The sequence below is a fragment of the Streptomyces sp. TLI_185 genome (assembly GCF_003814765.1).
GTDB lineage: Bacteria > Actinomycetota > Actinomycetes > Streptomycetales > Streptomycetaceae > Streptomyces.
This window is the reverse complement of record NZ_RKRB01000001.1, coordinates 6,295,514-6,321,448: the sequence shown is the minus strand read 5'-3', so window position 1 is coordinate 6,321,448 and position 25,935 is coordinate 6,295,514. Positions and strand designations below refer to the sequence as shown.

Here is a 25,935-nt window from a genome sequence, read left to right as displayed (position 1 = left end):
CACGGAAGTGTCACAGTCCGCCGGATGCGGCGGGTGTGCGGTGTGTGCCACGCCCCTCAGCCGATCGCGATGCGCGGATGGGCGCCGGGTTTGATCCAGGCCATGATCTGCTCCATCGTCGCCCGCGGCACGGACACACAACCGGCCGTCGCGCCCTGCCCGTTGATGTGAAGAAAGATCCCGGCACCGCGGCCGGGCGTGGCGGGCCACCGGTTGAAGTTGATGACGAGCGCCTTGGCGTACTGCACCGGATGATCGACCAGGTGCTCACTGCCACGATCGCCGCTCTCGGTGAGCGGGAAGTCGGCACCGGCGGCGGTGTGCATCGAGTTGTAGAACTTCGACTCCGGGTCCTCCACCCACCAGTGGCTGGAGTTCACCACCGTGTACGGCATGCTCGTCCCGCCCGCCTCGACCCCGAACCCCTCGGTGAGCGTGTACGTCCCGGACGGCGTGGTGTACGTGTTCTGCCGCCGGGTCGCCCCGTCGACGACACCGTTGGACCCGACCCGCCCGGCCGCCGTGCTGAACTGCGCCTTCCAGCCGGCGGACCCCTTGGCCCAGGCGGTGACGGTGGCGTAGGAGCCGCTGGACTTGACGGTGATGAGCTGAGTGGCATCGCCGGGGTAGGCGGGGACGGGGAAGTCGGGGGTGCTGGAGGCGGACGGCGCCCGGGTCTCCTGCCGGGCGCTCGCCGAGGCCGTGGCGGCGGGTGAGGGGGTGGCGCTCTTCCTCGCCTTCGCCGACGGGGAGGCGGAGGCCGACGGGGAGCCCGTACCGGATGCACTCGGCGTCGCGGATGCGGCGGCCGACGACGCCTCTGCCACCGGGCGGCCTTCCTCGGCCTGCGCCGCCTCTCCGCCGCCCTGCCCTTGATGCCCGCAGGCCGATGCGAGCAGCAGGGTGCCGGTGGCGGCCAGCGCGACAGCGCACGTACGGATACGGATACGGGAACGGGAACGGGAACGGGAAGAGGGCAGCACGAAGTAACCCTTCGATGGGTGAAGTCAGTTGGAGATGGGCGAAAAAGAGTGTGAAAGCGGACTATGTGTGACCGGCCGTCAGGCCACGACCCTCCGGGCCCGCCCGTGCAGCATCAGATAGAACCGCTGCAGGGAGTCCTCGGGACCGCCCGCTTCGAAGCGGTTGAGGACCTTGCCGAGGGGGTTCCACACCCGCCCGTCCGGCATCCGTACGCCAACCGGCTGGCCGAAGTAGGCGCGCTGGTCGGCGTCGAAGTCCACCCACACCGCTCCCGCTCGGCGCACCAGCACCTCACCGAGGTACGCCCCGAGCCCGTACAACGTCTCCCGCGCCCGCTCCCGGTCGGCCCCGCCCTTGCGAAGCCCGTCGATCAGGAAGTCGACGACCCGCAGGCTGCGCTCGGAGTAGTCCAGCGGCAGCCGGTTGCGGGCGGTGACGCGCGCGACGAGGGCCGCGGCGTACGACCGCATCTCGTCCGCGCTCGGCACGCGTCTGTCCATGTCCCCCATGAGCCTGTTCCCCCTTCACTCGGATCCGCTCGGATCAGGGAGAACACGGAGCCGATTCCCCCCGTTGACCAAGCGCGTACCGGCTCTTGAACATCACGGGTGAGAGGAGTGCGGAATGCCACACACGAAGGTCACAGGAGGCGTACAACCTTCCTGCCTCGCCGTGCGTCGCAGAGGTCACTGCGCACCGGACGGCAGGGCCACGCTCCCGTTGAACACCCCACGGTTGTCGGCCCGGACCTCCTGACTCACCGTGATGTCCCCACCCTGGAACGGCACGAGGAACGTGAACGCGTACCGGTGCGAGGCGGGCAGATACCCGTGCTCCGCATCCAGCTCCCACGTCTCGGTGAAGCTCTTGAGCGTGATCTGACCGTCGGTCGCCGTCACCCCGGCCTTGCGCAACTGAGCCAGCGTGGGCCCCACCTCCCGCACCGCCCGCTTCAGCGCGGGACGGCTCCGGGCCGCCGACAACTGCCAGCCAGAGGCGGCGACTTGAAGGCGTATGTCGCCGCCGCCCGTCCCCGTACGGCTCACCGTCGCACTCTTGGCGTACGCCCCGAACGCGTCCAGCTCGGCCACGGGATCCTCGACGTCGTCAGCGATGTCGGGGTCGGAGAGCGGCCCCTTCTTCCACGCCTCGGCGCCCTCCTTGACGTAGCAGGTGCCGCCGACGACGTACACGACCTCGGGCTTGCGCTCGCCCTTACTGGTGGTGATCGTGCCGTTCTGCTGGAGCGCCGCGGGGGCGGTGGTCCGGTGCACGGTCGCGGCGTACGTGGCGGAGGAGGGTGCCTGACCCTGCATCACGGCGGACTCGCTGCCGCGCAGGGCGAATGTCCACCCCTTCTCGGCACCCACGGCCTGCCGCGCCCGCGCGACGAACTGCGCGGCGGTCCTCGGCGGTGGAACGGGCTTCGGCGTGGGGCGTGACGTACGCGTCGACTCGGATCGCGCCGCCCCGGCCTTCGCGGTAGCAGACCGCTCGGCAGACGCCCCCTTCCCGTCGTGCGGGGAGCATCCCGACACGGCCACGGCAGCCGCGGCCAGCACGGCACCGAGGGCGTGGAGCCCACTCGGGCGGAGGGGTCTTCGGGTTCCGGACAGCACAGGGTCACCCTCCGAAAGGGAACGGGGATTCGAGAGCGGCCCGTTATACAACGGCCTCGAATGCCACCGCGAGCGCGCGGACGAACGGAAGCAAACCCAATCAGCTTGTCCCGTACGGGCATTCACCCGGCCAGGATTCGAGGTATTTGCCCGGAATGCCATTCGAATAGACGCACGATTATCTGCCGTGTTAGCTTCGCGCGCCTTCGTCGGACGACACCCCAACTGCCGTCCCTCGCACACCACTTGGAGGTCCGCATGCCGAAACGACACCTGCTCCTGCCCACCGCGCTGGCCGTACTCACCCTCGCCGCCGGAACCGTGGTCACCATCGCCCCTGAGGCGCGTGCCGCGCGCGTGTCGGCCTCCTCGCAGACCACCGATGCAGTGCAGTACGTACAGGACTCCCTCTACACCGCCGGGAACGCGGGCTATGTGCACCGCCGCGCGAACACCGACGGCTCGGCCGGGCCGTCCACCTGGCGCGGTTACGACGGGAGCGAGCGGACGCTCGACGGCTACAGCGGCGCGCTCCCGGGACAGTACGGGTACTACGGCAGCGGCAGCGACACCGTCCTCACCTCCCAGCAGTACGCCGGCAGCCAGGCCCGGCTGCAGAACCAGGCGACGGGCGCGACGACCGACGTCACCGTGCCCGACGGGCAGTACGTCGCCGCCGCCTTCGACTCCACGCTGATCACGCAGGAGTACAACGATGTGTGGCAGGCCGTCCGCCTCCACATCCTCCATGTGTCGGACGCCGGGGCGATCACCAGCGACATCGCGGTGGACCCGCCCGAGGGCCAGTTCTTCGAGAAGCAGCAGACGGTACTGGCAGGTGACGGCACGTCAGCGCTCATCCGGTTCCGGCACGCGACCACGATCGGCCTGCTCGACCTCGCCACCGGCGCGTTCACCACGATCAGCACCCACGCGACCGACGACGACCCGCTCTATCTCCAGGCGGCGCTGTCCCCGACGCACATCGCCGTGTACCACGAGGGCGCGAGCCAGGCCCGGGTCGTACGCCGCGACGACGCGGCCGGCGCGCAGACCGCGGTGACGGTCCCGCAGTACGGCACGAGCACCGCCTTCGTCGGCCTCGTCGGTGACTGGCTGCTCACCTCCTATCGCCCGCCGTACGGCACGGCGCCGGGTCCCGGCGGACCGCTGCTGGCCACCCCGCTGGCCGGCGGCGCCGCCCAGACGCTGCTGCCCGCCGCGGAGCCGCAGATCGCCCAAATCCCGGCGGGCGGCGCCATCGCCGTCGGCGAGACGAAGGACGGCGCCTGGACCGCCCACCGCATCACCACGAGCCCGAGCGGAAAGCCCTGGGTTCAGGGCCTGTGACGAGAAGCAGCCCGGGGAGACCGGGCCGGCGCGGGGCCCGTCGGGCGTATGACCGGCGGGCCCTGGCATCGCGGCGGTGCAACTACCAGAGCCGGCGGCCGAGAAAGCCTCTACGATCCGGCTGATCACCGACTTGGGGAAGGGACATGGCCGAGGGCCTGGAAACGGACGCGGTCGCCGAAAGACCGGTGGAGCCGGCCTGCCGGCCGACCGTCGGCGAATCGGCGTCCGCACTGCGGGCACGCGCGCGGAGCACCGGCGCGGGACGCTTGCAGCGCAGGGCGCTGATCCGGACGCTGTCGGTCGCGGCCGTCGGCGCCCTGCTGTCGTCGACCGGCTCCGGCCACCGGGACACACCATGGCCGATGTATGCGGGGTTGGTGGTCTTCGTCGCCCTCAAGACCGCGGTGCCGCGGTTGCAGGCGCGCCGCTTCCACCGGCTCGCCGAACGGCAGGGGGACATCCGCGGGACGGTCGACGACACCGGGCTCCGGCTGACCACCGCGCACAGCTCGGCCAGCCACGACTGGCACTTCTACTCGCGCCATGTCGAGACGCCGGAGCTGTTCGTGCTTCTGAGCGCCGACAAGTCCGCCGTCGGCTTCGCCGTCCGCCCAAGGAGGCCGTGGCGGACCCGGAGGAAGTGGACCGGCTTCGGGCGGTCCTCGACCGGCGGCTCGTGCGCGCGGACGATGCCGGGGCGCCCGGAAGCCCGCGGAGCCGGGGCCGGGCCGTCGGCCGCGGGGTCGGCTCGGCCGGACTGTTGCTGCTGGGGCTGCTGGTGTTCTTCTTCGCCTTCGCCGCCGTCCAGCACGCCACGCACCCGGACCGCTTTCCCGGGATCCAGAACAACACCGCCCCGATAGCGGCCGTCATGCTGGGGCTGGGGGCGCTTGCGGTCGCCGGGGCCTGGTGGCTCGTACGGCGGATGACGGCCATGCGCATCGTGACCGCCGGGCTCGCCGTCCTTGTCCTGCTGGCCGGCGGCGCGTCCCTGTACCGCGTCGGGCCGATGCTCCACTGCTGGAGCTCGGACCGGATCGCCCGCGGGCCGACGGCGCCTACTCCTGCTACGACTTCTGAGCGGGCTGCCGTCTCCGAGCAACCGTGTCACCGATCCTGCGGGGTCATCCCGTGCCCGATGGGGGGCGCCGGCTCATTGCCTTGGACATCCGCGGCCGTGTTGGTGTTCCCGGTCGCGGGCGGGGGTGCTGGAGGGGAAACATCAGACGACTTCCAGGCGGCGGATTCCAGCAGTCGCTCAACTCACACAGCGGTGCCTTTCAAGGGGTTGAGCGGCGGCAGAGATTCCGCTGCCCGCTACATCATTCGTACGTCTCGAAGAACGGACGCTCCACCTTTCCCGCAGTGGAGAACGGGCGGAAGTCGCGATCTGTCAGAACGCGGTAGATGAATTCCGTGGTCGAGATGTCGAAACGGTGCCAGTCCTCCAACGGATCGGTTCGGGCCACGATCGGCCATTGCTCGGGGGATGCTGAAGTGTTGGCGAGCCAGTAGTACTGGTCCTCCGTGAGGGAGTTCCCCCAGAGGATGAGTCCGCTGCCGCCTGCGTCGAACACGTCGTAGGGGTCGAAGAGCGTGCTGAGCTGACCGCTCTCGCGGCGCCTCCGTTGCGACTTCCATCGCCCCAGCAGCCCGTAGGAGTCGACGGCATTCGGGGGCAGCAACTCCAGGTACCCACTGAAGGCGCCGTGACGAAACGCCTCACAGAGCTTCTTGTAGTCCGCCGGGAGTTGCGTCCCGAATTGCTCCTCGAGGTCATCCCAGTCCACATCTCGCTGTGACGCCTCCCAGCGAGTGGCGGAGATGATCTCGTCAACTCTGTCCATGGTGTCTCTTCTCTTCCCTTCGCCTACTGCCCGGCCACATAGCCCCAGGGATAGACAGCCGCGCCGGATGAGGCGGCCAACACTTGCGGTGAGGGGACGGTGCTGTCGCCTAGATTTCGTACTACAAGGCCGAACGGCCCGTGCCAGAAGATCCAACGGATCGTCATGAAATACCGAGGCCAGTACGACGCACTGCCCTCACGGTCATTCACTGACCCGTTGTTACTGCGTGACCACTGACGCCGGCCGGTCCCTGCGGGCAGCGGTGCGCCCGACGGGCCAAAGGCGGACCGGTCTACCGACCAGCGACTTCGACCCCGGTCACATGCAGAGGTTCGGCAGTGCAATCCACCCGGGGCTCGCCGCCGAGATCAACCGACCCGGCTTCGGGCGAGCCGGGCAAACGCCGGGGCCCTGCCGTCACAGGGTGTAGCCAGGTTCGAATGTCGCTCCAAGGGCGTGTTGGGCAATCCCGAAGGGGCGGAAGTCGGCGTCCGTCAGGACACGATACAAGAATTCCGAGGTTGACATGTCAAAGGTGTGCCACTGATCGATATCACCGGACCGCGCGAGGATCGGCCATTTACCCGATTCCGAAGAATCAATGAGCCAGAAGTATTCGTCGCCCCATTCCGTGGATCCCCACGAAATGAGCCCCTCACCGCCCGGCTCGTAAATCCTGTACGGAGTGACGGCGGACACGTCGCCGAGGTCCGGGTCCCGGTCGGAGGCGAGAGCGGCCCGCCATTGCGTCACCAGGTCGAACACCTGACCCTCGTCGCGCGCCAGAAAGGTCACCGTGTCACTGAAGAGGCCGCCCCCGAAAGCCTCGTAGAGCTCTTTGTAGTCCGGGGGCAGTGGAGCACCGATTTCCCTTTCGGTCGCCTCCCAGTCGACAGGGATGCCAGCAGGCTCCCGTCCGACGAATTCCAGAAGCCGCTGAACCCACACATCAAGGCCTTTCGTGCGTAAGAGGAGAGCAGAAGCGGGAGGTACGGGCGGGCGGTGAGCAATGCGCCGCCCGCCCGTGACCTCCCTACGGTAGGCGACGGGTCAGGGCTTGACGCCCGTCGGGGTGTTCCAGATGGTTATCGGCCCACCCGAGCTTGCTCCTGTGGTCAGGTTCGACCAGGTGATGCTCAGATAGTCGGGAGCTCCATTTCCTCCCGTGTAATGAGCACTGACCTGGTAGTACACGGTCTGACCGGCAGCCACCATACGGGCCACATTGTTCTCCACCTTCTTCATCTGGGAGTTGTTGGGCGTGGCCCACAGGGAGACCAGGTTCCTTCTGTCCGTACCGGTTCCACCCAGCTGGTTGGCCAGGAGGTGCGCACGGTTCATCCCCTTTCGGAAGCCGGGGGGGTCAAGCTCTGGGTAATCCCGCTGTGGCCGCGGTACCGGGCTGCCGACAATCGCCGAGTCATTGCTCAACTCCCCAGTCTTCTGAGTCCACTCATCGACGTAGGTGAAATCTCCGTCGTTGAGACAGGCCTGAACGCCCTGCGCCCTGCCCTTGTCGTCGAGAGGACTGTAGTAGACGAAGGTGTTGCCTTTTCCGCAGTCGTCCTGGGTCCGGGGGTAAAGATCGGCCCCCGGCTGCCACTCGTTCTCCTCCTCCGGCGTGACGAACAGGCCCTTGCTGTAGTCGGGCTTGGCGCCGGGCTTTGACAGATAGCCCCCGGGCGCGGTCGCCGTGGGCTTGGATGCATACGCGAAGACGGATGCCGCGATGCCCCAAGGACTCAGCCGGCTCAGCAGGCTGCCCGCACTCCCCGCAGTACTCGCCGCAGCCTCAGCGGTGCCCGACAGGGCGCCTTCCAACGCTTCAACACCGCTCTCGAGCGCGCTGCCGATGTCGCTGATCGCGCCCCCGATGGAAAGATGGCCGTCGAGCTCGACCATGCTGGTGGGGTTGCCACCGCCGAAGGCGTAGCGGTTGCCGGTGTAGGGGTCGGCGCCGAGGTTCATGTCGGCGAGGGCACCGTTGTACATGTCCCGGCTGGTGAAGCGGTTCAGACCGGGGCTGTAATCACGGAAACCCATGTCGTACGTGCCTGACTGGGCGTCCCAGCGCTTGGCGTTGAACCGATATGGGTTGTAGGCCTCCTTCGTCGGGTCGGCCGCGTCCGGCTTGTCGATGCCGGTGAAGTCGGAGGCGTCGTCGGAGCCGTAAGCCGTGTAGCCGTACGTCGCCTGCGTGTCACCGTTCTTGTCCGTGAGCGTCTCGACGTCGGAGTGGCTGTTGTAGCCGTAGTAGCCATCTTCGGTCGTGCCGTCACTGTTGTGCTTGATCTGCGACAGGCGCTCGCCCCACGGGCTGTACTGGTACGACTTGGTCAGTGTGCCGGCGACCTTCTCGTCCAGGACGTCGGAGGACAGGCCCAGGTACTCGAAGTCCGTCGTCTTGCCGTTGGCGGTCTTCGAGGTGGTGCGGTCCAGCGGGTCGAAGGCGTACGTGGTCGACTTCATCGCACCCGTGTCGTCCCGCTTCTGGGATTCCACGACGTGGTCGAAGCCGTCGTACACGCTCCGCTCGATGATCTGGCCGCCCGAGGTGACCGATTCCTGGCGGCCGAACGGGTCGTAGTTGTAGTTCGCCGTGCTGCCCGATGTCGTCGCGGTGAGCAGCCGGTTGCGGTCGTAGTTGTAGGCGGTTGGGGTGCCCTTGACGGTCTGGCTGATGACGTTGGCGTTGGCGTCGTGGACGTATGTCTCCGTCCCGGCGCCGTTGCCACTCTTGGTCGACTGCTTGAGCCGGTCGGCGGGGTCGTAGGTGTAGTCCGTGGTGGAGTCGAGGTACGCCGAGTGGTTGTCGGCGTTCATCTTCTTCGCCACGTCCTGCGACTTGTTCCCGTTGGGGTCGTAGGCGTAGGTGTGCGAGTCGACGAGCGTGCCGTTGGGCTTCTTCTCCGTCGTCGACTTCAGCGCTGCGTCCAGGTAATACGTGTAGTCGACCGTGTTGCCGTTGGCCTTGGTCTCCTGGAGCTTCTGACCACGGTCGGTGTACGTGTACGACGCCACCTTCGGCGACGCGTCCGTGGGCGTCTTGCCGACCGACACCGTCTTCACCAGGTCACGCAGGTCGTACGTGTACTTGGAGAACTGGTCCGAGTGCGTGATCGTGTCTGACAGGCCGTTGGCGTCGTACGTGTACGACGTGGCCTTCTTCTCTGCGCCGACCAGGTTCTCGGTGACCTTCTGAACCTGGTTGAGGCCCGTGTAGGTGAGCGTGTAGTTGTCGATCTTCGCGGTCGACGAGGTGTCGTCGATCGATGTCAGGTTGCCGTTGAGGTCGTAGGAGTAGGCGAAGTTGTCCTTCTCCGTGTCGGCGGGGTCGCCGCTGGTGTCACGGACGAGCTTGACAGCATCGGCCACGACAGTGCCGCCGCTGTTCTGGAACAGCTGGAGCTTGGCCGCGTTGCCCTGCTTGAAGGCGTAGGAGCCCAGCGAGACCCAGGTGCCCTGGTTCGCGGTCGCGTTCTGGTCGATCGTCTTGTCGACCGTGCCACCGTCGTAGGTCAGGGTGTACTTGGCCGTGGTCGCGGCGCCCGTCACCTTGGGGAACTTCACGTACGCGGCGTACGTGCCGTCCTTGGGGATGTTGAGCGTCCACGTGTAGGCGTCCGCGCCGGTGCCGGCCGCGTGGGTTTCATGGTTGTAGCCCTGCTGGCCGGTGACGTCTCCCTTCGTCCAGGTGCCGGTCTTGGAGGTGTTCTGGGTGTCGGAGTTGTCCACCAGGACGACCGACTTGCCGACTGGGACGCCGTCGTCCGCACGGGACTTGAGCGAACCGTCGGGGTAGTAGTCCCGGGTCATCGTGCGGTCGGAGGAGCCGCCCGCCGAGGTGAGGGTCCGCTTGGTCTGCTGGCCCAGCGCGTTGTAGTCGTAGGTGGTGGTGATGTCCCACGGGTCGGTGGACGACTTCGCCCAGCCGTTGTCGAAGTAGGTGTAGGTGGTGTCGTTGCGGACCGTCTCACCGTCCGACGGGGGCAGGGAGGTCTTGGCGACCTGGCCCACCTTGTCGTACGTCGTCTCGGTGTAGACGTTCGGGTCGTTGTAGCGGGAGTCCGCCGGGTCGTAGGGCTGGTACTGCTTGACCGGGCGGTTCAACTCGTCGTACTCGGTACGCGCCGTGAACGCCGTGGTCGTGCCCGCGGCGATCGCCCTCGGGGTGATCACCTTGGTGGTGTTGCCGACCTGGTCGTACTCGTACTTCGTCGACCGGGTCGTGGTGCCCTCGTGCGGGACCTTGACCTCGGTCTGCTTGCCGCGCTCGTCGTAGGTGACGGTGGTGGTGTTGTTCTCGGCGTCGGTGGTCGAGGTGACCAGACCGTCCTTGTCGTAGCCCTTCTTGGTGGTCTTGCCGGCCGCATCCGTGACGACCGTGACCCGGTGATCCAGGTCGTAGTCGGTCTTGGCGGTGTAGTCGGCCGTGTCGGTAGTCGCGTTCTTCTTCGGGTCGATGACCTTGGTGACGTTGCCGACGTTGTCGTACTCGTACGAGACCTTGTCACCGTTCGCGTTGACCACGGACGTGAGCTGGTAGATCTCGTCGTAGTTGTTCGTCGTGACGTAGTCGGTCGCATCCGTCGTCGTCGCCGTGCCCTTGGGCTCGGTCGTCGTCTTCAGGTTGCCGACCTTGTCGTAGATGTACGTCGAAGTGCGCGGGGCGGTCAGGTTGTTCGCCGGCCCGGTCGCCGACGTGATCTGGTCCGCGCTGTCGTACACCGCCGTGGACACCGCGCCGTTGGGTGCCGTCGACGTGGTGACGTTGTCGTTGGCGTCGTACACCGGTGCGGGCGTCGTGATCAGAGTGCCCGCCGCCTGGTCCTTCGGCACCGTGTTGACCAGCGGACGCCCGTACGTGTCGTACGTCTGCGTGGTCGTCTTGCCAAGCGCGTCGGTGACGGAGGTGACCTGGCCGCGCTCGTCATATACGAACGTCGTCGCGTTGGACTTGGCGTCCGTGATAGTCGTCGGGTAACCGGTGGGTCCGAAGCCGCTGTACGTCGTGGCGTGGCTGTTGGCGTCGGTGGCCTTGGTCAGTTCGCCGTAGGAGTCGTAGTTGTACGACGTGGTGTAGTCACCCGTCGTCGTGGTCGCGACGCCCTTCGGGTCGGTGACCGTCTTGACGTTGCCGAAGCTGTCGTAGCCGAACTGCCAGGCGCGGCCCTCCGGGGAGGTCTTGCGGAACAGGTCCGCCGAGAAGCCGTCTGCCCGCGTCTGGTACTCGAACTTCGCCGCGTTCGCCGGCCACTTGGTGGTGTCGGAGACGCAGGTGGTCGTCTGGTCCGGTACGCCCGTCTTATTGTTCTCCGCGTCGCGCTGCCAGAGCGGGTAGCCCGTCTTCTGGTCGTAGCAGTACGCGGTCTTCGCCCCGTTGTCCTCCTCCACGTAGGTGACGTTGTTGTCTGCGTCCCAGCTCATCTTCGTGGTCTGGGACTTGGCGTTGGTCGTCTGGACCGGCCGGAAGAAGTCGTCCGTCACGTACTTCGCGGCGTGCGTCTCGGCGTCCGTGACCGTGGTGTCCGTGAACTTGGTGTTCGCGGTGTCGGCCGCGTACGCGAAGCCGGTGCCACCGTTCAGACGGTCCGTGATCGTCTTCGTCCACCAGTGGTACTTCGGATCGTCACCGGTCTGCGGGGCGTAGTACGCCAGCTGCGTGGCGTGACCGCGCGGGTCGGTCGCCTTGACCAGCTTGACGTTCTTGTTGCCCTGGGTGGCGTCGTAGGTGAACTTGAAGACCTTCGGCTGGGTGGAGCCGTCACCGTCGGTGAACTGACCCAGCAGGCCCTTCGTCGTGTAGAAGAAGGAGATCTTGCGGCCCGAGATGTCAGTGATCGACTTCACGTGGTCGTAGATCTTCGAGTTGGTCAGGTTCGTGCCGGCGACCTTGGCGCCCGTGTCGTCGATGTAGTCGTACGACGCGTCGCCCTTCTTGTAGTAGTCGACCGTCAGCGACTGCCGGCCGGCCGGGTCGGTGATGTAGGTGAGGAACTTGGTCGGCTTGTTGTTGGACTTGCGTTCCTCGTACGTGTAGGTCTGCGTGTTGCCGTTCTTGTCGACCGCGGAGGTCAGGTAGCCGTCGCAGCCGAACAGGAACCGGGTGCCGTCCGGGCGCAGCAGCGTCCACGCGTCCGGGACCGGGTCCTTGTCCGGGGTGCAGTCCAGGCCCGACTTCATCGTGACCTTGTAGTGGACGCCCGCCGGGGCCTTCCACGTACCGTCCGCCTGCTTGGTGAAGACGTGCGTGGTGCCGTCGCCGTCCGGCAGGCGGATCTCCGTCGCGTTGGCGACGGGGTTGGGGTGGAAGTCCAGCGGCGCGCCGAGACGGATGGGCCCGGCCAGCTGTGCGGACCAACCCGCACCCGAGACCGTGTCGGACGTGTCGAGGGAGTTGTAGGCGAAGCGCGCGAAGGTCGTCAGACCGCGGCCCGGGTTCGTGAACGCGTTGTACGACCACACGCTGTTGCCCGATGCCAGGTTGTTCATGACCGTCGAGCCGGCACCCGTTTTCTTCCCGGTGTAGGAGTAGAACTTCTCCAGGCCCAGCGAGTCGGACGTCGGGTCCTCGACCGCCACGTTCTGCTTCAGCGGCTGGATGGTGGTGTTGGTGGCCGACAGCCAGCTGCCGTCGGAGACCTTCTTGACATCCCAGCCGAGCACGTAGTTGGTGCGTTTGCTGCCGGAGTCCGAGTTGATCGGCGTGTTGACCGTGGCCTTGACGGTCGCCGACGCGCCCGGCGCCAGCGCCGGGATGGCGGTGGAGGCCTGGTTGCCGCCGGTCGTCACGTCCGTGCCGTCCGGGAGCTTCCAGGTGTACGACAGCACCCGCTCACCGCTCGCCCATGACGCGCTGGTGGTGTTGGTGACCGTGAAGTCCACCGTGTAGGTGGAGTTGGGGGTCATGCGGGCCGGGGTCTGCGGCGCGTAGTACGTGTCGTCGGTCGTCGAGTCCACGTAGATGACGCGCAGCAGCGGGCCCAGCTGGTAGTCGGAGGCCTCCGAGGCCAGGAACAGGGTGCGCTCCTGCGGGCCCGTGCTCGTCTCGTCCTTCAGCTTGACCAGCGCACCGTGGTTGGACGTCGGCGTCTTGGTCCAGCCCTGGGTGAGCGAGGTGGCGTCCCAGTAGTGGCGGCCGACCTCGGAGACAGAGGGAACGGTGTCCGAGACGGTCGAGGAGAAGTCGCCGCCCGCGGTCGTCCACGCCGTGGTGGACGTGGCGTTGTTCCAGGTGGCCGACGTCTCCGCGAAGTCCTTGGTCAGGCCGTGGAGTTCGTAGATGGCGCCGTTGGTGCCGGTGGTCGTCTCCGCACCCCACAGGAACATGGTGCTGTTCAGCACGGTCGCCGTGGTCGGGATGGCGGCGGTGTCGAACTTCATCGCCGCGCGGGCCTTGCCGTAGGTGGTGGAGTTGTTGCCGACCTCCAGCCACTTCTGGCCCACGCCGAAGGAGGCGATGGTGTCCTCGTTCGTGGTCGGCTGCCCGGAGGACAGGGTCGTGTCCGTCACGCCGGTCGTGCCCTGGATCAGCCGCATGGTGCGGCCGGCCTTGGGGACGCCCACGATGCGGGTCGGCGAGCCCAGCAGCTGGCCGTCCTTGGTCTTCACCGCCAGCTGGTAGTAGTAGGACTTGCCGATCTCGCCGGCCGTGTAGCTGTCCGGGGTCGGAGTGGCGGTGGTGTCCGTATAGGTGGTCGCCGCCTTGTCGATCGGCGCCACCAGGGTGGCCGCGGACGGCGTGAACGCCTGCTGCGTGGAGCGGTGCAGCTGGTACTCGGCGATGTCCAGGTTCGGGTCACCCGTGGTGTTCGAGTACGCCTTCCAGGACAGCTCCGGACCCGTGCCATGGATCACGGTCGGCGAGTTCAGCGTGGTGCCGACCTTGCCGTAGGTGACCGTCAGCCGCGGAATCGTCGCCGTCTCGCCGCCGTAGTCGCCGTCACCGGACTCGTAGCGCGGACCGCCGGTCGGGGCCGTCGACGACTCGTCCGTGGCCTTCAGGATGAAGCCGTTGTTGGCCGAGGTGCCGCTGACCCACTGCTGCACGGTGTCCGTCACCGGGAACTTGTGCCACTGGTTGTACTCGCCGGCGTTCTTCACGATCGTCGCCGGGTTCACCCAGCGCACCGCGTCCGCGATCACCGACGTCGACGTCGAGGCCGGGCCGTCCTTCAGGACGACCTTGCCCGTCGTACCGGCGGAGAAGTCGATCTGCGAGCCGCCGTTCAGCGACGCCCACACACCGCCCGTGCCGGACTGCTGGTTGACCGTGTACGTGGTGGAGCCGCCGCTGCCGGTCACCGTGTACGGGGCGTTGGTGGCCCGGTCGGTGCCCGCCACGTAGTGCGCGTCCACCCGGTACGAGGCGGTCTCCGGGAGCTTCGGCTGCCAGGTGTAGGTGTCCCCCGCCACCGAGTCCTTGTTGGAGCGGTAGTCGGAGCCGATCCCGGACGAGGACGACGTCGACGGCCAGGTGCCGGTCGCCGCCGTGGTGCCCGTGTCCCCGTCGTCCACCTGGACGCTGGTGCCGGACAGCTCACCGACGTACGAACTGGTGCTGTTCCATGTCGCCGACGTCTCGTCCCACGCCCCGGTCGCCCGGTAGGCGCCGATGGTGACGTCGTTGGCGTTGGTGGTGTGCGCCTGGTCGAAGTACATCTCCAGACGAGCCGAGTCGATCTTCGTGCCGGACGGGATCTCGCTCAGCGGGAACTTGATCAGCGAGCGGGCGATGCCCGTGTCGGTCTTGCCCGCCGACAGCTTCCAGGTCGTGTTGAAGTTCGTCGTCGCCTGGTCCGACAGGACCATGGTGTCCTGGGAGTCGGTGGGCGAGGGCGCGATGGTGATCGTCGGGTCGATGACGACCGGGTACTGGCGTTCCCTGGCCGCCAGCCACTTCGCGTCCGGAGTGACCGTCAGCTTCCAGGACGTGCCGTCCCGGGTGAGCTTCTGGGTGACCCTGGTGCTGTAGGTCTTCCCGAAGACCGACCTGTCGGCCTTCCTCGCGTCCGTCATGTACGGCGCGGGGATGACGAGTTCGGGCGTGTGCGGCAGTTCGCCGTACAGCGCGATCGAGCCGTCCTTGCGGGCCTTCGGGGTGAGGCCCTGGGTGTCCAGCGTGAAGGTGAACTTCAGCGGGGCGTCGGGGCGCTTCGAGAGGGTGATGTTCTCCTTCACCCGGCCCGGGCCGACGGCGTACTGCAGGTCGGCGCCCTGTGTCGCGTTCTTGTACGTGACGGTGGAGCCCTTGGCCGTCGGCTTCAGCCCGCGGCTCGCGCCGTCCAGGCCGAGGGAGACCGAGCGTCCGTCGGGCGACTGGAAGCGGACCAGCCGGTTGCTGTCTCCGCCGAACCAACTGCGGCCGTTGTTCGTCGTGTTGGCGAACTCGTAGCCCTTGGCCCTCGACTCACGGACCGCCGTGTCGATGGACTTCCAGGACGCCTTCCTGCCCGTTCCGGAACGGTAGGAGGTCGGCACCGCGGACAGCTCCGCCTCGACACGGCCGTCGGACAACTGCCAGAAGCGGGCGGTCGAAGTGCGCCTGCTCTTCAGCTCCTTGACCCGGTGGGCCTTGGGCGCCTTCTTCCCTCTCGGCAGCTTCTGCCGGTCGGCCACGTCCAGTTCGTCGTGGGACGGCGGCTCGGCAAGCTTGTCGTCATCGTCGTCGCCGAACCATCCCTTGACGGTGTCGACCATGCCCTTGCCGTGGCCGCCGGATCCGGAACCGGACTCGGGTACGGCATAGGCGATCTGCGGTAGGGCGGTACTCACCACCGCAGACACGACAAGGCAGGAGATCGCTCTCCCATATCGGACTTTCACGCCCAACGCCCTTTCGTATGCGGCGTCCCGAATTCGGGCACGCCGAACTTCCGGACCGGATTCCCCGGACCGGATTCTGTGAAATAGCTGTATGGCGGCCCGAGTTGTAATCAGCCGGGTGATCGCCTGTCAATTGCCGAAGCAAAAGGGGCAGTTGACCCCAGAGGCGGTCGGATCCGGGACTTCCCGGCAAGCAGTTTCGCCCGTTTCATCCGCTCGCTGGCCTGTGGCTTTGCTGTGCGCTATAACCCCCGCTCATGGCAGAGACGGACACAGAGACGGATACAGAGAAGGACGCAGAAACGGACCGGGAATCGACGAGGGACTGGCGCCCTCTCGTCGTCGCCGGGGCGCTGGTCGCCGCGTGCGGCGGACTCGTGCTGTACGGCGTGCTCGACACCGAGGACAAGCCGGCCAAGCCCCCTGTGCCGACCGCCGCCGTGACATACGAGGTGACCGGCAAGGGCACCGCCGACATCACCTACGAGTCGGCCGGCGGGCGTGCCTCGGTGGCCCGTGCGGCACAGCTGCCCTGGAAGAAGACGGTGCGGGTGCCCCTCGGCCGCTCGCCCCTCGTCGCCATCACGCTCGGCGAGAAGGGCGGCCGGGCCGGCTGCTCCCTCGCCGTCGAGGGCAGACACGTACAGGCCGCCTCCGCCTACGGGCGGTTCGGACGCGCCACCTGCCAGGCCGAGACGGCCTCGCCGCAGGACACGGCAGCCACCGAGTGACGTTTGGCCAGAGCCGAACGCTGTGTGTAAGTGCCACCTGCTCTGTGACAGGTGTGGCAGTCATGGTCTTTTTTCTAGGGGTGGGGTAAGTGAGTCCTCGCGGTACGCGTGCGTACAGACCGCTGAGCATGAAGCGACGGGCGTGGATCACGCTCGGCGCGGTGGTACTGGGCGGCGGGGGTGTGGCGACGTACGCCGTCGCCGGGCCGTCCTCCGGGCACGGCCAGGCGAAGCGGCCGGTGAAGGTCTACGACCTGGCGCTGAAGGGCACCGCGAGCGGCAAGCAGGAACTGCCGCGCACGGAGACCAAGCAGTTCTCGATGCTCGGTGTCTCCTGGAAGGACGCCGGCAAGCGGCTGCACGGCACGGCGCAGGTGCGCACCCGCAGCCTGAAGTCCGGCGAGTGGACCGCGTGGAAGGGCCTCGACGCGAACGTCGACCCGCTGGAGGACCCCGAGGCCGGCGCCGACGCGCGCGGTGCGACCGAGGCGATCTGGGTCGGCCCCTCCGACGGAGTCCAGGTCCAGGTCGTCCACAAGGACGGCTCCACCTCCGCCCTGCCCAAGGGCCTCGAGGTCAGCCTGATCGACCCGGGGGTGGCGACCGACGCCGAGCAGAAGGCCGAGCCGGCCGCGTACGTGGCGGATGTGACGCCCACGGACTCCGCGTCACCGACGGACTCCGCCGCGCCGACCGACTCCGTGTCTCCGACCGACTCCGCATCGCCGACGGACTCCGCCTCCCCGAGCGACAGCGCATCGGCGACTCCGAGCGACTCCGCGTCCCCCTCGACGAGCACATCCCCCTCGACGAGCACGTCCCCTTCGGCGAGCACCTCCCCGAGCCCCACGGCCACCACGCCCACCGCTCCGCCGTCGACCGTGCCCGAGCCGCCGATCGTCTCGCGGGCCGACTGGGGCGCGGACGAGTCGCTCAGCCCCGACCCGTCGGAGTACAACGCCGATGTGAAGGCCGTCTTCGTGCACCACACGGACGGCACGAACGACTACTCGTGCGCCGACTCGGCGGCGATCGTCCGGGGCATCTACGCGTACCACACGCAGACCAACGGCTGGAACGACATCGGCTACAACTTCCTGGTCGACAAGTGCGGCACGATCTTCGAGGGCCGCAAGGGCGGCGTCGACCTCCCGGTGCTCGGCGCGCACACCTACGGCTGGAACCGCGAGTCGGCCGGCATCGCGGTGCTCGGTGACTACACCACCACCGGCGCCACGAACGCGGCCCTGACCTCGATCGCCCGTATCGCGGCCTGGAAGCTCGGCCAGTACAAGGCCGACCCCGCCACCACCGTGCAGCTCAAGGCGGGCGCGACCCAGACGAACTACTTCGGGACCGGCTTCACCGCGGGCAGCTCGTACACCTTCAACCGGATCTCCGGCCACCGGGACGGCTACAACACCCAGTGCCCGGGCAGCTCCCTCTACGCCCAGCTGCCGACCATCCGCTCGTGGGCGTCCGGCCCGGTGCAGGGACTGAAGGTCACCTCGCTGTCCGGCGCGGGTCTGTCCGGCTCGACGTACTACACCAAGGGCGCCATCACGGCGAAGTGGTCGACGACCACGCCGGGTTCGCTGATCTCCAGGTTCGAGCTGCTGGTGGACGGCAAGGTCGCCGCGACCGCCTCGGGTACGTCCACCTCGGTGGGCGCGACCCTCGCCCTGGGCACCCACACCGTCGCCGTGCGGGCCGTGCACCAGTCCGGCAAGACCACGACGACCGCCGCGCTGAACGTCGTCGCGGAGACGACCGCACCGACGTTCACCACCGCCCCGAAGCTCTCCCTGCGCACCGGCACGGTCAACACCAGCGCCGTCCCGGTCACCCTCGGCTGGAAGGCGACCGACAACGCCGCCCTGAAGTCGGTGAGCCTGCTGACCCCGACGACGGCGACCTTCGGCCCGACCACCACCAGCTCCAGCCGCACCGCCGCGTCCGGCACCGCGAGCACCTGGTCGATGAAGGCGTACGACTACGCGGACAACACCCGTACGGCGTCCGCGTCCTTCACCCCGGTGATCCTTCAGGAGACCTCGGCCACCAAGTCCGGCAGCTGGACGGCCCGTTCGTCCACCAGCTACCTCGGCGGCAAGTCGTACTCCAGCGGTTCCAAGGGCGCGAGCCTGAGCTGGACCTTCACCGGCCGCTCCGCCTCCTGGGTGGTCAGCCGTGCCTCCACCTCCGGTCAGGCGTACGTCTACGTGGACGGCGTGAAGGTCAGCACCGTCGACCTGATGTCCTCGACCACCCTGTACCGCCAGGCGATCTGGACGAAGACCTGGTCGTCCAGCGCCAAGCACACGGTGAAGATCGTGGTGGTCGGCACCAGCGGCCGCCCGACGATCACGACGGACGGCCTGGTCTACATCAAGTAGTCGCTCACGCCGTAAGTCACGTTCCCGGACCTCCCGCTGCGCCGCCCCCACCTCCTCCTTCGGGGACGGTGCGGCGGGAGACCGAAGTCGGCCGGGGCCCCGCCACGCCCGGGGCCCCGGCCGCTTCACGTCCGCGCGTCCACCGGCTCCGGCTCCGCTGCCGCCGCCTGCGGGGTGGGCGCCCGGTCCGCGTTCACGACCAGGCCCGCGATCGTCGCGGCCAACAGCAGCGACCCCATCGCCCACCAGGTGGCTGCGTTGAACCCGTGCACGGTCGCCTCCGCCTGCAGCGAGCGCGGGTTGACCCCGGGCCCCGCATGCGCCGTCAGGTATCGCGCCGTCACCGTCGCGGCGATCGTGTTCAACAGCGCCGTACCGATCGAGCCCCCCACCTGCCGGGCGGCGTTGAAGGTGGCGGAGGCCGCTCCCGAGTCACGCGGCGCGACGCTCCCGGTGGCCGGCGAGACGGACGTCGTCATCGCCGTACCCATGCCGAGCCCGAGCATCAGCATGCCGGGCAGGATGTGCGAGGCGTAGGCCGGTTCGGTCCCCACCTGCGCGATGATCGCGAGCGCGCCCGCCGCCACCAGCAGCCCCGGCACCATCAGCATGCGCGGCGGCACCTTGTTGAGTCCCCGGGCCGCGATCTGGGTCGAGCCGACGATCATCCAGGCGGTGATGGGCAGATGGGCGACACCCGTCTTGACCGGCGAGTATCCGAGCACGCCCTGCATGTAGTACGTCAGGAACAGGAACACGCCGAACATGCCGATGGTCACGAGCAGCGTCGTCAGGAAGGCGCCGACCCGCTGACGGTCCTTCACCACCGACATCGGCAGCAACGGCACCCGCGCCCGCGTCTGCCACAGCCCGAACGCCGCGAGGAGCACGACCCCGGCCGCGAGCAGTGTCAGTACCAGCCCGTCGTGCCAACTCCTCGACTCCGCCTCGGAGAAGCCGTGGACGAGGGAGAGCATTCCGGCCGAGCCGAGCAGCGCGCCGGGCACGTAGAGGCGGGCGTCGGGGTGGCGTTCGCCGGGTGCGAGCAGGGCCGGCGCGCCGAAGAACGCGACCAGCGCGACGGGGATGTTGACGTACAGGCACCAGCGCCAGTTCAGGTACTGGGTGAGGAAGCCGCCCGCGAGCAGGCCGACCGCGGCGCCCGCCCCGATGATCGCGCCGAAGATGCCGAAGGCCTTCCCGCGGTCCTTCGGATCGGTGAACGTGGTCGCGAGCAGCGACAGCGCGGACGGGTTACGGCGATTCTGCCGCCGCGGTCACCTTCGGACGCCGTCGGTCGCATCCCGGCACAGCAGCCGCAGCGAGCCGTCGCCGTTCCAGCAGCGCCGGGCCTCGTCGAAGGGATCCCACATCCGACCGTCCGGGGTGCGTATCCAGTGGTCGCCGCCGGTGGTCCACCACTCGGCGCCCACCTGACGGACGATCACTTCACCGGCGTACGCCCCGAAACCGCGCAACACGCTCTCCACCGCGGCGTACGGCGCCCCTTCCTGCCGTATCCCCTCGATCATCCGGTCGACGCGCCACAGGCTCTGCGCCGAGTAGTCGAGGCGCAGCCGTGCGCCCTCACGCATCGCCGCGACCGCGTCCGCCGCCCACCGCACGGGCTTCGTCGCCGCGCTCGGCCTGGTCTCGTGGAAGGTAGTCACATAGACAGGAGCGGGGTCGGCGGGCCATCCGTCACGCGATTTCCGGGGAGTTCCCGATACCGGCGCAGTACCGCCCCACTGCCACCGCAGGACTGTCACAGGACTCCCTCAGGTGGGAGTTCTGCCCGGGAGTGACGCTTCGCCCCTTCCGTGCGCTCCTCTCACTGATGAGCCTGTACTTCCATCTCCGCGCGGTGCCGCCCTCGGCCCTGCGCAACAGCGCGAACTGGCTGCAACGGCTGTTCGAGGACGACTGGGACACCGTGCGCCGACGGATCGACCGCCACCGGGAGGAGATGCTGGACCACCACTACGTCGACCACGACACCCTCTACGCGGGAGCACCCCCGCACCGCACCAAGGAGGGCCCGGGGGGCCACGTGATCCTGGGCGGCCGCCCGGTCCCCCACCACGACCCCGAAGAACCACCCTTCCTGCTCCTGACCGCGGCGCAGGTGGCCCAGGTGGCCGTGTTCCTCATTTCGGCCGACATCGAGGCCCTGTGGCGCGGGGTCCGTGACGACCTGCTCCCCCGCTACGGCGGCCCCCAGACGGAACAGGAGACCCACGCCCTCTTCACCGCGACCCACCGCGACCTGACGGCGTTCTACACCCAGACGGCCGAGTACGGCGACGCGGTGGTGAAGTGCCTACTGCGCTGAGACGTCCGGGTCTATTCAGGGGCGCGGGGCTGTGACATGTGCGGCTCCGCCGCGCGGGCGCGACCAGCCACAACGAACCCGCAGCCGCCCGACGACCTACACCGCCTTACCCGCGACGCGCCCTCCGGGACACCACCGCCTGCAAGACCCGCCGCCCCTCGACGGACACCTCCAACGCCCGCCGCAACCCACCCGCTCCATGCCCGGCAAGCAGTTCCAGTACGGCGATCTGTCGCCGCAACTCCGCAGCGACGAGCGGCGACATCCCCTCAGTACGCCCCTCCCGCCGGGAGTCCACCGAGGACGCCTCGTCCTCCAGCGGATCAAGCATCCGGTGTATCTGAAGCGCAGCGACCGAACACGCATCGGCCCACACCCGCACCTGAGCCCCGGACCACTCTGCCGGCGCAGCCTCCAGCATCCGGCGGGCCAGCAGCGCAGCCTCGCCCTCGCCCGGCTCCTCGGGACCGCCGAGCCTCCCGCGCGCCTGCTCCAGCCGCTCGCCCCAGTCACCGACGTCACCGGAGTCCGCAAGGCTGGCCCACAGCGGCCGCAGGATCTCGTCGTCACCGCCCAGCAGCGGCACACACCGATCCAAACAAGCCAACCCGCTGGCGGCCAGTCCGCGTTCGTCGGCCTGAGCGATCAGTTCCACCAGGCTCATCCACGCCTCCTTCTGCGGGTCCCGTACCGGGCCCAGCAGGGCTCTTCCCTTACGGAGCCCGCACTTCCCCTTACTGCGTGCGACGGCCCGGGAGTGTCACAGCGGTACCACACCGAGCCGGTCGAGCAACTGGAAAAAGAGGTTTTCGGCCAACGGATCGGCGTCGGCGGTCAGAACGTCCAGCAACGGCCCGGTGTCCACGTCGTGCCCCGCCTCGGCTGCCCAGGCGACCGCCCGGTCGGCCGCGTCACGGGGTTCCAGGAAGTAGTCCTCGATCGTGAGCCCCTCGCTCGCGGCGCCGAGGTACCCGGCCATCGCGGCCCGCGCGAGACACGTGGTCCATGCCCCGCTCTCGGGCGCCGCCGCCTCCACGACCACCGAGGCGCTGTCCATGACGTACCCGAAGAGGGCGGGCGCCCCGGTCTCGGCGGCGAGGGCATTCATGTTCCCGACCTCGCCGTCCCCACTCGGGTACTCCCAGACCTGCCAGCCACCGGCCGCCGACGACCGCTGCACCATGCCCTCCGCCCCGGCGAGCGCGTCGAGCTCCGCAAGCGGCCGCTCGCTGCGGCCCACGACGAAATACCCCCAGTAGCCCATCCCGGCCCCCCACGGCTGTGTCACCTTCGGCTCGCGCCGAATACACCACAGTCGTACGACAGTTCGCAGCTGTATGGGCCAAGAACGCCCCGGGCGCCGGGCGCGCTCAGCCCAGCCGGCCTGCCAGCGCCTTGAACTGCGTCCACGAGAGTCCCGGCCGCCCCGGATCCCACAGCTTCTGCACCGTCGCCCGCAGCGGCATCCGGATCCCGGCCGCGACCTGGTTCTGCGTCTGCGAGTTCGCCAGGTCGCACCAGACGGCGAAGGACCCGCCGAGGATCTGCCCGTCGTACCTAGACGGGACGGCCGTAGTGCCACGCACCACGCGCGGCGTCCACTGCTCGTAGATCCGCTGCCCGGTCGGATAGAAGAACCTGTTCGGCTGCCCGAGGACGTAGTACAGGAACTCGTCGTTGTAGTTGATCAGCTTCCGCCCGGCGCTCAGATACTCCACGGGCTGCCGGGCGCCGATCTCCTTGCCCGTCCAGTAGGCGACCTGCAGATCCTTCGCGGGCTGCACGGACGTCCCCCGGAAGAACCCGTCGTTCCACACCCGCATGGTCCGGTCGTGGGCCCGGATCGTGTCGGCCCGGTCGTTGAGCCACCCCGTGGTCAGATCGGAGACGGTGCCACCGGCCCCGTACTTGTTCACCGCGGCGGCGGCCAGCTGCGGATAGGAGGCGGCCGGGTTGGACGCCATCAGCGCCAGGTACTCGTCGCCGCCGAGATGCCACCGACTGCCGGGAAAGAGACCGGCGTACTCGTTGAGGAGATCATCGACGATCTTGGCGGCGGCCGGCTTCGAGATGTCGACGGCCCCCTTCGCCGCCACGCCCCGCACGTTGCGCAGCTGCAGATCGGGATGAGCGGCGATGACGGCTCCCAGATGCCCGGGCGAGTCGATCTCGGGCACCACGGTGATGTGCCGGCCGGCGGCAAGATCGATGATCCGCTTCACCTCGGCCTTCGTCAGATGCTGCTGCGAGACGATCTCGGGATGCGTGTCGGACTCGATCCGGAACCCCTGGTCGTCGGAGAAGTGCAGCCCCAGCTGGTTGAACTTCAGGTCCCCGAGCTCCCGCACCCGGTCCTCGATCCAGCCCGCGGTGAAGTGCTTGCGCGCGATGTCCAGCATGAACCCGCGCACCGCCTTGGCCGGCCGGTCGTTCACGACCCCCTCGGGCGCCGTGCCCCCGCCGTGCACCTCCTGCTTGAGCGTCCGCGTGCCGTAGAACACCCCGGCATCCGTCGGCCCGCTGATGTTCACCCGCCCACCGCGCACGGTCATCGCATACGACTCCGGGTTCGCACCCCCGTCCTCGTTCAGCGCCAGCCGTACGTCCCCGGCCTGCACGTCGTCCTTCTCACCCGCGTACGTCAGCCCCAGCTCACCGGCGATCAGACGCCCCTCGTCGGCCAGATCGGCATCGTTCACGACGACGCGCTCACCCCGCACCGGACGCCAGCCGGGCCCACGCGCCGCGGTGTGGGAGCGCACGGCGGGGATGGTCTGAGGAGCCTTCGACAGGGGGTACGAACGGGTCGGGCGAGGCGCCGGACTCCGGCCGCCCGAGGCGCTGGGCGCCGCTGCGGATCTGCCGGCGGACGCCGACTGCTGCTGCGCGGACCCGGCCGGCCCGCTGTCGTCGCCGGAGGCCCAGAACCCCAGGCCGATCCCGAGCGCGACGGTCCCGGCGAACGCACCCGCGATGATCATGCGCCGCCGCTGCTTCACGTTCTGCGCCGGGGACCGGCGCCTGTGCTGGCTCACAGCGTCAACCTAAAGCCCACTGACAACACGGCGCGTCCACCACGCGTGCCGAAACTCTCTCTTGCGGGTGAAATTCGGGCATCCGTCGGACACGTCACACCCATTCTCGATAACGTAAGACCACATCTCTCGCAGCTCTCACAGCATCCTCTGCCGAAACACACGTGACGCCCACACACCTTCCTGGCCGAGTCGCCGCCATACCGACGCTGCCCACCATCCTGGACGCCTTCAACATCGCGCCCGCGGAAGAGGCCCGCAACCTCCTCCTGGACTGCCTCCGCAGCCTCCGCTGGGCCCATCGGGTGGCAGACCACCGCCCCTACCCGGACATCGACTCCCTACTCGCCGCATCGGACGAGGCGGCGTACGACCTGTCCCCGGCGGATCTTTCGGAGGCCCTGGCAGCAGAGACATTGCCGACGTTGCCGGACGAAACCTACGTAGTCGCCTATACCGCCCTGAGGGCGGCGCATGCGGCATATGAGGCAAAGTTCGGCCACGCCTTCGTCATCTGCCTGGACGGCCTCTCCCCGGACGAGACGCTGGACCACGCCCTGGCAGGAATCCGCTCACGCCTGACAAACGACCCGGAGGAAGAACGGGTAGTTGCGGCAGAGGAGCTCCGTCGCCTGGCAAGAGGACGTTTGGTCCACCTCCTCAGGGGCGCGGGGCTGTGACATTTTGCGGCTACCGCCGCGTGGGCGCGACAAGCCCCCACGGCGCCGCACCCGGCCAATAAACCAGGACACCCCTCCCCAGAAGCCGCAAACACTGAGCCAAACGCGTGCCACATTGATCACACCGGTAGGCCCCCTGTAAGCGCCAAGCCAGCGGCTGGCTACGATGCTGGGGGCCGGTGGACCGTACCCGGCCGGGCCCGACCGACAGGCAAAGCCGGCGCGGCCCCAATCCCCGCTCCCGGAGGGACTTCCGTGCCGGCTGGAACGCTGTACCGCGGCCGGGAAGGAATGTGGTCCTGGGTGGCTCACCGAGTCACCGGCGTCCTCATCTTCTTCTTCCTGTTCGTTCATGTGCTGGACACCGCTCTCGTCCGTGTCTCCCCCGAGGACTACGACAAGGTCGTAGCCACGTACAAGACCCCGATCGTCGCTGTGCTGGAGTACGGCCTCGTCGCCGCCATCCTCTTCCACGCACTGAACGGCCTGCGCGTCATCGCCGTCGACTTCTGGTCGAAGGGCCCGCGCTACCAGAAGCAGATGCTCTGGTCCGTCGTGGGCCTGTGGGTCGTGCTGATGCTCGGGGCGATCTACCCCGTCCTCGGTCACGCCGCTCGTGAACTGTTCGGGAGCTGACACCGATGGCCACCACTGAAACCACCGCGTCCGGGATCGGCCCCGTCGAGGGCGGCTCCGTGCACAACGTCGACAACCCGGCGCCCCTCATCGAGGCCCCGCGCAAGCGCACCAAGAAGTCCCCGAAGTCGACCCGGGGCAACTTCGAGATGTACGGCTGGCTCTTCATGCGCCTGTCCGGCATCGTGCTGGTCGTTCTGGTCCTCGGCCACCTGCTGATCCAGCTCGTGCTGGACGGCGGCGTGTCGAAGATCGGCTTCGCCTTCGTGGCGGGCCGCTGGGCGAGCCCGTTCTGGCAGGTCTGGGACCTGCTCATGCTGTGGCTCGCGATGCTGCACGGCGCCAACGGCCTGCGCACGGTCATCAACGACTACGCGGAGCGCGCGAACACCCGGCTGTGGCTGAAGGGCCTGCTCTACACCGCCACGGTGTTCACCATCCTGCTGGGCACGCTGGTGATCTTCACCTTCGACCCGAACATCCGCTAGGCACGG

19 protein-coding genes are annotated in these 25,935 nt (G+C 68.3%); 8 read left to right on the top strand and 11 right to left on the bottom strand.

Annotation, left to right across the window (positions count from 1 at the left end; all coding sequences use genetic code 11):
- Positions 1 to 56 precede the first annotated feature (56 nt).
- The 3 genes from EDD92_RS29220 to EDD92_RS29210 form a co-directional block, all read right to left on the bottom strand.
- The gene (locus EDD92_RS29220) at positions 57 to 983 is read right to left on the bottom strand and encodes a L,D-transpeptidase family protein (protein WP_260326821.1); all 927 of its coding nucleotides are present in this window, start codon (positions 981 to 983) and stop codon (positions 57 to 59) included.
- Between the two features lie 78 nt (positions 984 to 1,061).
- The gene (locus tag EDD92_RS29215; RefSeq protein ID WP_260326820.1) at positions 1,062 to 1,484 is read right to left on the bottom strand and encodes a hypothetical protein; all 423 of its coding nucleotides are present in this window, start codon (positions 1,482 to 1,484) and stop codon (positions 1,062 to 1,064) included.
- A 186-nt stretch (positions 1,485 to 1,670) separates the two neighbouring features.
- The gene (locus EDD92_RS29210; RefSeq protein ID WP_123967090.1) at positions 1,671 to 2,603 is read right to left on the bottom strand and encodes a hypothetical protein; all 933 of its coding nucleotides are present in this window, start codon (positions 2,601 to 2,603) and stop codon (positions 1,671 to 1,673) included.
- Positions 2,604 to 2,861: 258 nt separating this feature from the next.
- Between EDD92_RS29210 and EDD92_RS29205 the strand changes: the two genes are divergently transcribed.
- On the top strand, positions 2,862 to 3,953 hold the full coding sequence (locus EDD92_RS29205) for a hypothetical protein (RefSeq protein ID WP_123967089.1): 1,092 nt from the start codon (positions 2,862 to 2,864) through the stop codon (positions 3,951 to 3,953).
- Positions 3,954 to 4,099: 146 nt separating this feature from the next.
- A complete protein-coding gene (locus EDD92_RS29200; protein WP_123967088.1) occupies positions 4,100 to 4,819 on the top strand; it encodes a hypothetical protein in 720 nt (239 codons plus the stop codon).
- Positions 4,820 to 5,278: 459 nt separating this feature from the next.
- Here the strand turns inward: EDD92_RS29200 and EDD92_RS29195 are convergent, their stop codons facing one another.
- From EDD92_RS29195 to EDD92_RS29185, 3 genes are all read right to left on the bottom strand, one after another.
- Entirely contained in the window at positions 5,279 to 5,803 is a 525-nt protein-coding gene (locus EDD92_RS29195; RefSeq protein WP_123967087.1) for a hypothetical protein, read from the bottom strand.
- A gap of 420 nt (positions 5,804 to 6,223) precedes the next feature.
- On the bottom strand, positions 6,224 to 6,754 hold the full coding sequence (locus EDD92_RS29190; RefSeq protein WP_185124152.1) for an SMI1/KNR4 family protein: 531 nt from the start codon (positions 6,752 to 6,754) through the stop codon (positions 6,224 to 6,226).
- Positions 6,755 to 6,856: 102 nt separating this feature from the next.
- Complete coding sequence (locus EDD92_RS29185) at positions 6,857 to 14,617, bottom strand: DNRLRE domain-containing protein (RefSeq protein ID WP_399185473.1); 7,761 nt, start codon at positions 14,615 to 14,617, stop codon at positions 6,857 to 6,859.
- Between the two features lie 1,271 nt (positions 14,618 to 15,888).
- Between EDD92_RS29185 and EDD92_RS29180 the strand changes: the two genes are divergently transcribed.
- Positions 15,889 to 16,362, top strand: coding sequence for an MmpS family protein (locus tag EDD92_RS29180; RefSeq protein WP_260326818.1), 474 nt, complete (start codon positions 15,889 to 15,891; stop codon positions 16,360 to 16,362).
- Between the two features lie 128 nt (positions 16,363 to 16,490).
- Positions 16,491 to 18,758: a peptidoglycan recognition protein gene (locus EDD92_RS29175; RefSeq protein WP_123967085.1), complete on the top strand. Its 2,268-nt coding sequence runs from the start codon at positions 16,491 to 16,493 to the stop codon at positions 18,756 to 18,758.
- A gap of 125 nt (positions 18,759 to 18,883) precedes the next feature.
- Here the strand turns inward: EDD92_RS29175 and EDD92_RS29170 are convergent, their stop codons facing one another.
- Both EDD92_RS29170 and EDD92_RS29165 read right to left on the bottom strand, forming a co-directional pair.
- Entirely contained in the window at positions 18,884 to 20,002 is a 1,119-nt protein-coding gene (locus tag EDD92_RS29170; protein ID WP_399185471.1) for an MFS transporter, read from the bottom strand.
- A gap of 33 nt (positions 20,003 to 20,035) precedes the next feature.
- Positions 20,036 to 20,428, bottom strand: a complete 393-nt coding sequence (locus EDD92_RS29165; RefSeq protein ID WP_123967084.1) for a hypothetical protein — start codon at positions 20,426 to 20,428, stop codon at positions 20,036 to 20,038.
- Positions 20,429 to 20,595: 167 nt separating this feature from the next.
- Here EDD92_RS29165 and EDD92_RS29160 point away from each other — a divergent pair, with 167 nt between their 5' ends.
- The gene (locus EDD92_RS29160) at positions 20,596 to 21,090 is read left to right on the top strand and encodes a DUF1877 family protein (RefSeq protein ID WP_123967083.1); all 495 of its coding nucleotides are present in this window, start codon (positions 20,596 to 20,598) and stop codon (positions 21,088 to 21,090) included.
- A gap of 106 nt (positions 21,091 to 21,196) precedes the next feature.
- On the opposite strand, the gene EDD92_RS29155 is transcribed toward EDD92_RS29160, so the two are convergent.
- From EDD92_RS29155 to EDD92_RS29145, 3 genes are all read right to left on the bottom strand, one after another.
- Positions 21,197 to 21,754, bottom strand: a complete 558-nt coding sequence (locus EDD92_RS29155) for a hypothetical protein (RefSeq protein ID WP_123967082.1) — start codon at positions 21,752 to 21,754, stop codon at positions 21,197 to 21,199.
- 96 nt (positions 21,755 to 21,850) lie between these two features.
- On the bottom strand, positions 21,851 to 22,354 hold the full coding sequence (locus tag EDD92_RS29150; protein WP_123970598.1) for a hypothetical protein: 504 nt from the start codon (positions 22,352 to 22,354) through the stop codon (positions 21,851 to 21,853).
- 106 nt (positions 22,355 to 22,460) lie between these two features.
- Positions 22,461 to 24,071 carry a glycoside hydrolase family 20 protein gene (locus tag EDD92_RS29145; protein WP_123970597.1) on the bottom strand — a complete coding sequence of 537 codons (1,611 nt, stop codon included), beginning with the start codon at positions 24,069 to 24,071 and terminating at the stop codon, positions 22,461 to 22,463.
- A gap of 218 nt (positions 24,072 to 24,289) precedes the next feature.
- Here EDD92_RS29145 and EDD92_RS29140 point away from each other — a divergent pair, with 218 nt between their 5' ends.
- The 3 genes from EDD92_RS29140 to EDD92_RS29130 all read left to right on the top strand — a co-directional run bounded on the left by EDD92_RS29140 (position 24,290) and on the right by EDD92_RS29130 (position 25,929).
- On the top strand, positions 24,290 to 24,805 hold the full coding sequence (locus EDD92_RS29140; RefSeq protein WP_123967081.1) for a 2-oxo-4-hydroxy-4-carboxy-5-ureidoimidazoline decarboxylase: 516 nt from the start codon (positions 24,290 to 24,292) through the stop codon (positions 24,803 to 24,805).
- A 255-nt stretch (positions 24,806 to 25,060) separates the two neighbouring features.
- A complete protein-coding gene (sdhC, locus tag EDD92_RS29135; protein ID WP_037884595.1) occupies positions 25,061 to 25,441 on the top strand; it encodes a succinate dehydrogenase, cytochrome b556 subunit in 381 nt (126 codons plus the stop codon).
- Positions 25,442 to 25,446: 5 nt separating this feature from the next.
- Positions 25,447 to 25,929, top strand: a complete 483-nt coding sequence (locus tag EDD92_RS29130) for a succinate dehydrogenase hydrophobic membrane anchor subunit (protein ID WP_123967080.1) — start codon at positions 25,447 to 25,449, stop codon at positions 25,927 to 25,929.
- Positions 25,930 to 25,935: the final 6 nt, after the last annotated feature.

Coding starts and splice junctions, on each gene's coding strand:
- EDD92_RS29215 (WP_260326820.1), bottom strand. CDS start 1,484: ATGGACAGACGCGTGCCGAGCGCGGACGAGATGCGGTCGTACGCCGCG.
- EDD92_RS29205 (WP_123967089.1), top strand. CDS start 2,862: ATGCCGAAACGACACCTGCTCCTGCCCACCGCGCTGGCCGTACTCACC.
- EDD92_RS29200 (WP_123967088.1), top strand. CDS start 4,100: ATGGCCGAGGGCCTGGAAACGGACGCGGTCGCCGAAAGACCGGTGGAG.
- EDD92_RS29195 (WP_123967087.1), bottom strand. CDS start 5,803: ATGGACAGAGTTGACGAGATCATCTCCGCCACTCGCTGGGAGGCGTCA.
- EDD92_RS29185 (WP_399185473.1), bottom strand. CDS start 14,617: ATGGTCCTGTCGGACCAGGCGACGACGAACTTCAACACGACCTGGAAG.
- EDD92_RS29180 (WP_260326818.1), top strand. CDS start 15,889: ATGGCAGAGACGGACACAGAGACGGATACAGAGAAGGACGCAGAAACG.
- EDD92_RS29175 (WP_123967085.1), top strand. CDS start 16,491: ATGAAGCGACGGGCGTGGATCACGCTCGGCGCGGTGGTACTGGGCGGC.
- EDD92_RS29160 (WP_123967083.1), top strand. CDS start 20,596: ATGAGCCTGTACTTCCATCTCCGCGCGGTGCCGCCCTCGGCCCTGCGC.
- EDD92_RS29155 (WP_123967082.1), bottom strand. CDS start 21,754: ATGAGCCTGGTGGAACTGATCGCTCAGGCCGACGAACGCGGACTGGCC.
- EDD92_RS29150 (WP_123970598.1), bottom strand. CDS start 22,354: ATGGGCTACTGGGGGTATTTCGTCGTGGGCCGCAGCGAGCGGCCGCTT.
- EDD92_RS29145 (WP_123970597.1), bottom strand. CDS start 24,071: ATGATCATCGCGGGTGCGTTCGCCGGGACCGTCGCGCTCGGGATCGGC.
- EDD92_RS29130 (WP_123967080.1), top strand. CDS start 25,447: ATGGCCACCACTGAAACCACCGCGTCCGGGATCGGCCCCGTCGAGGGC.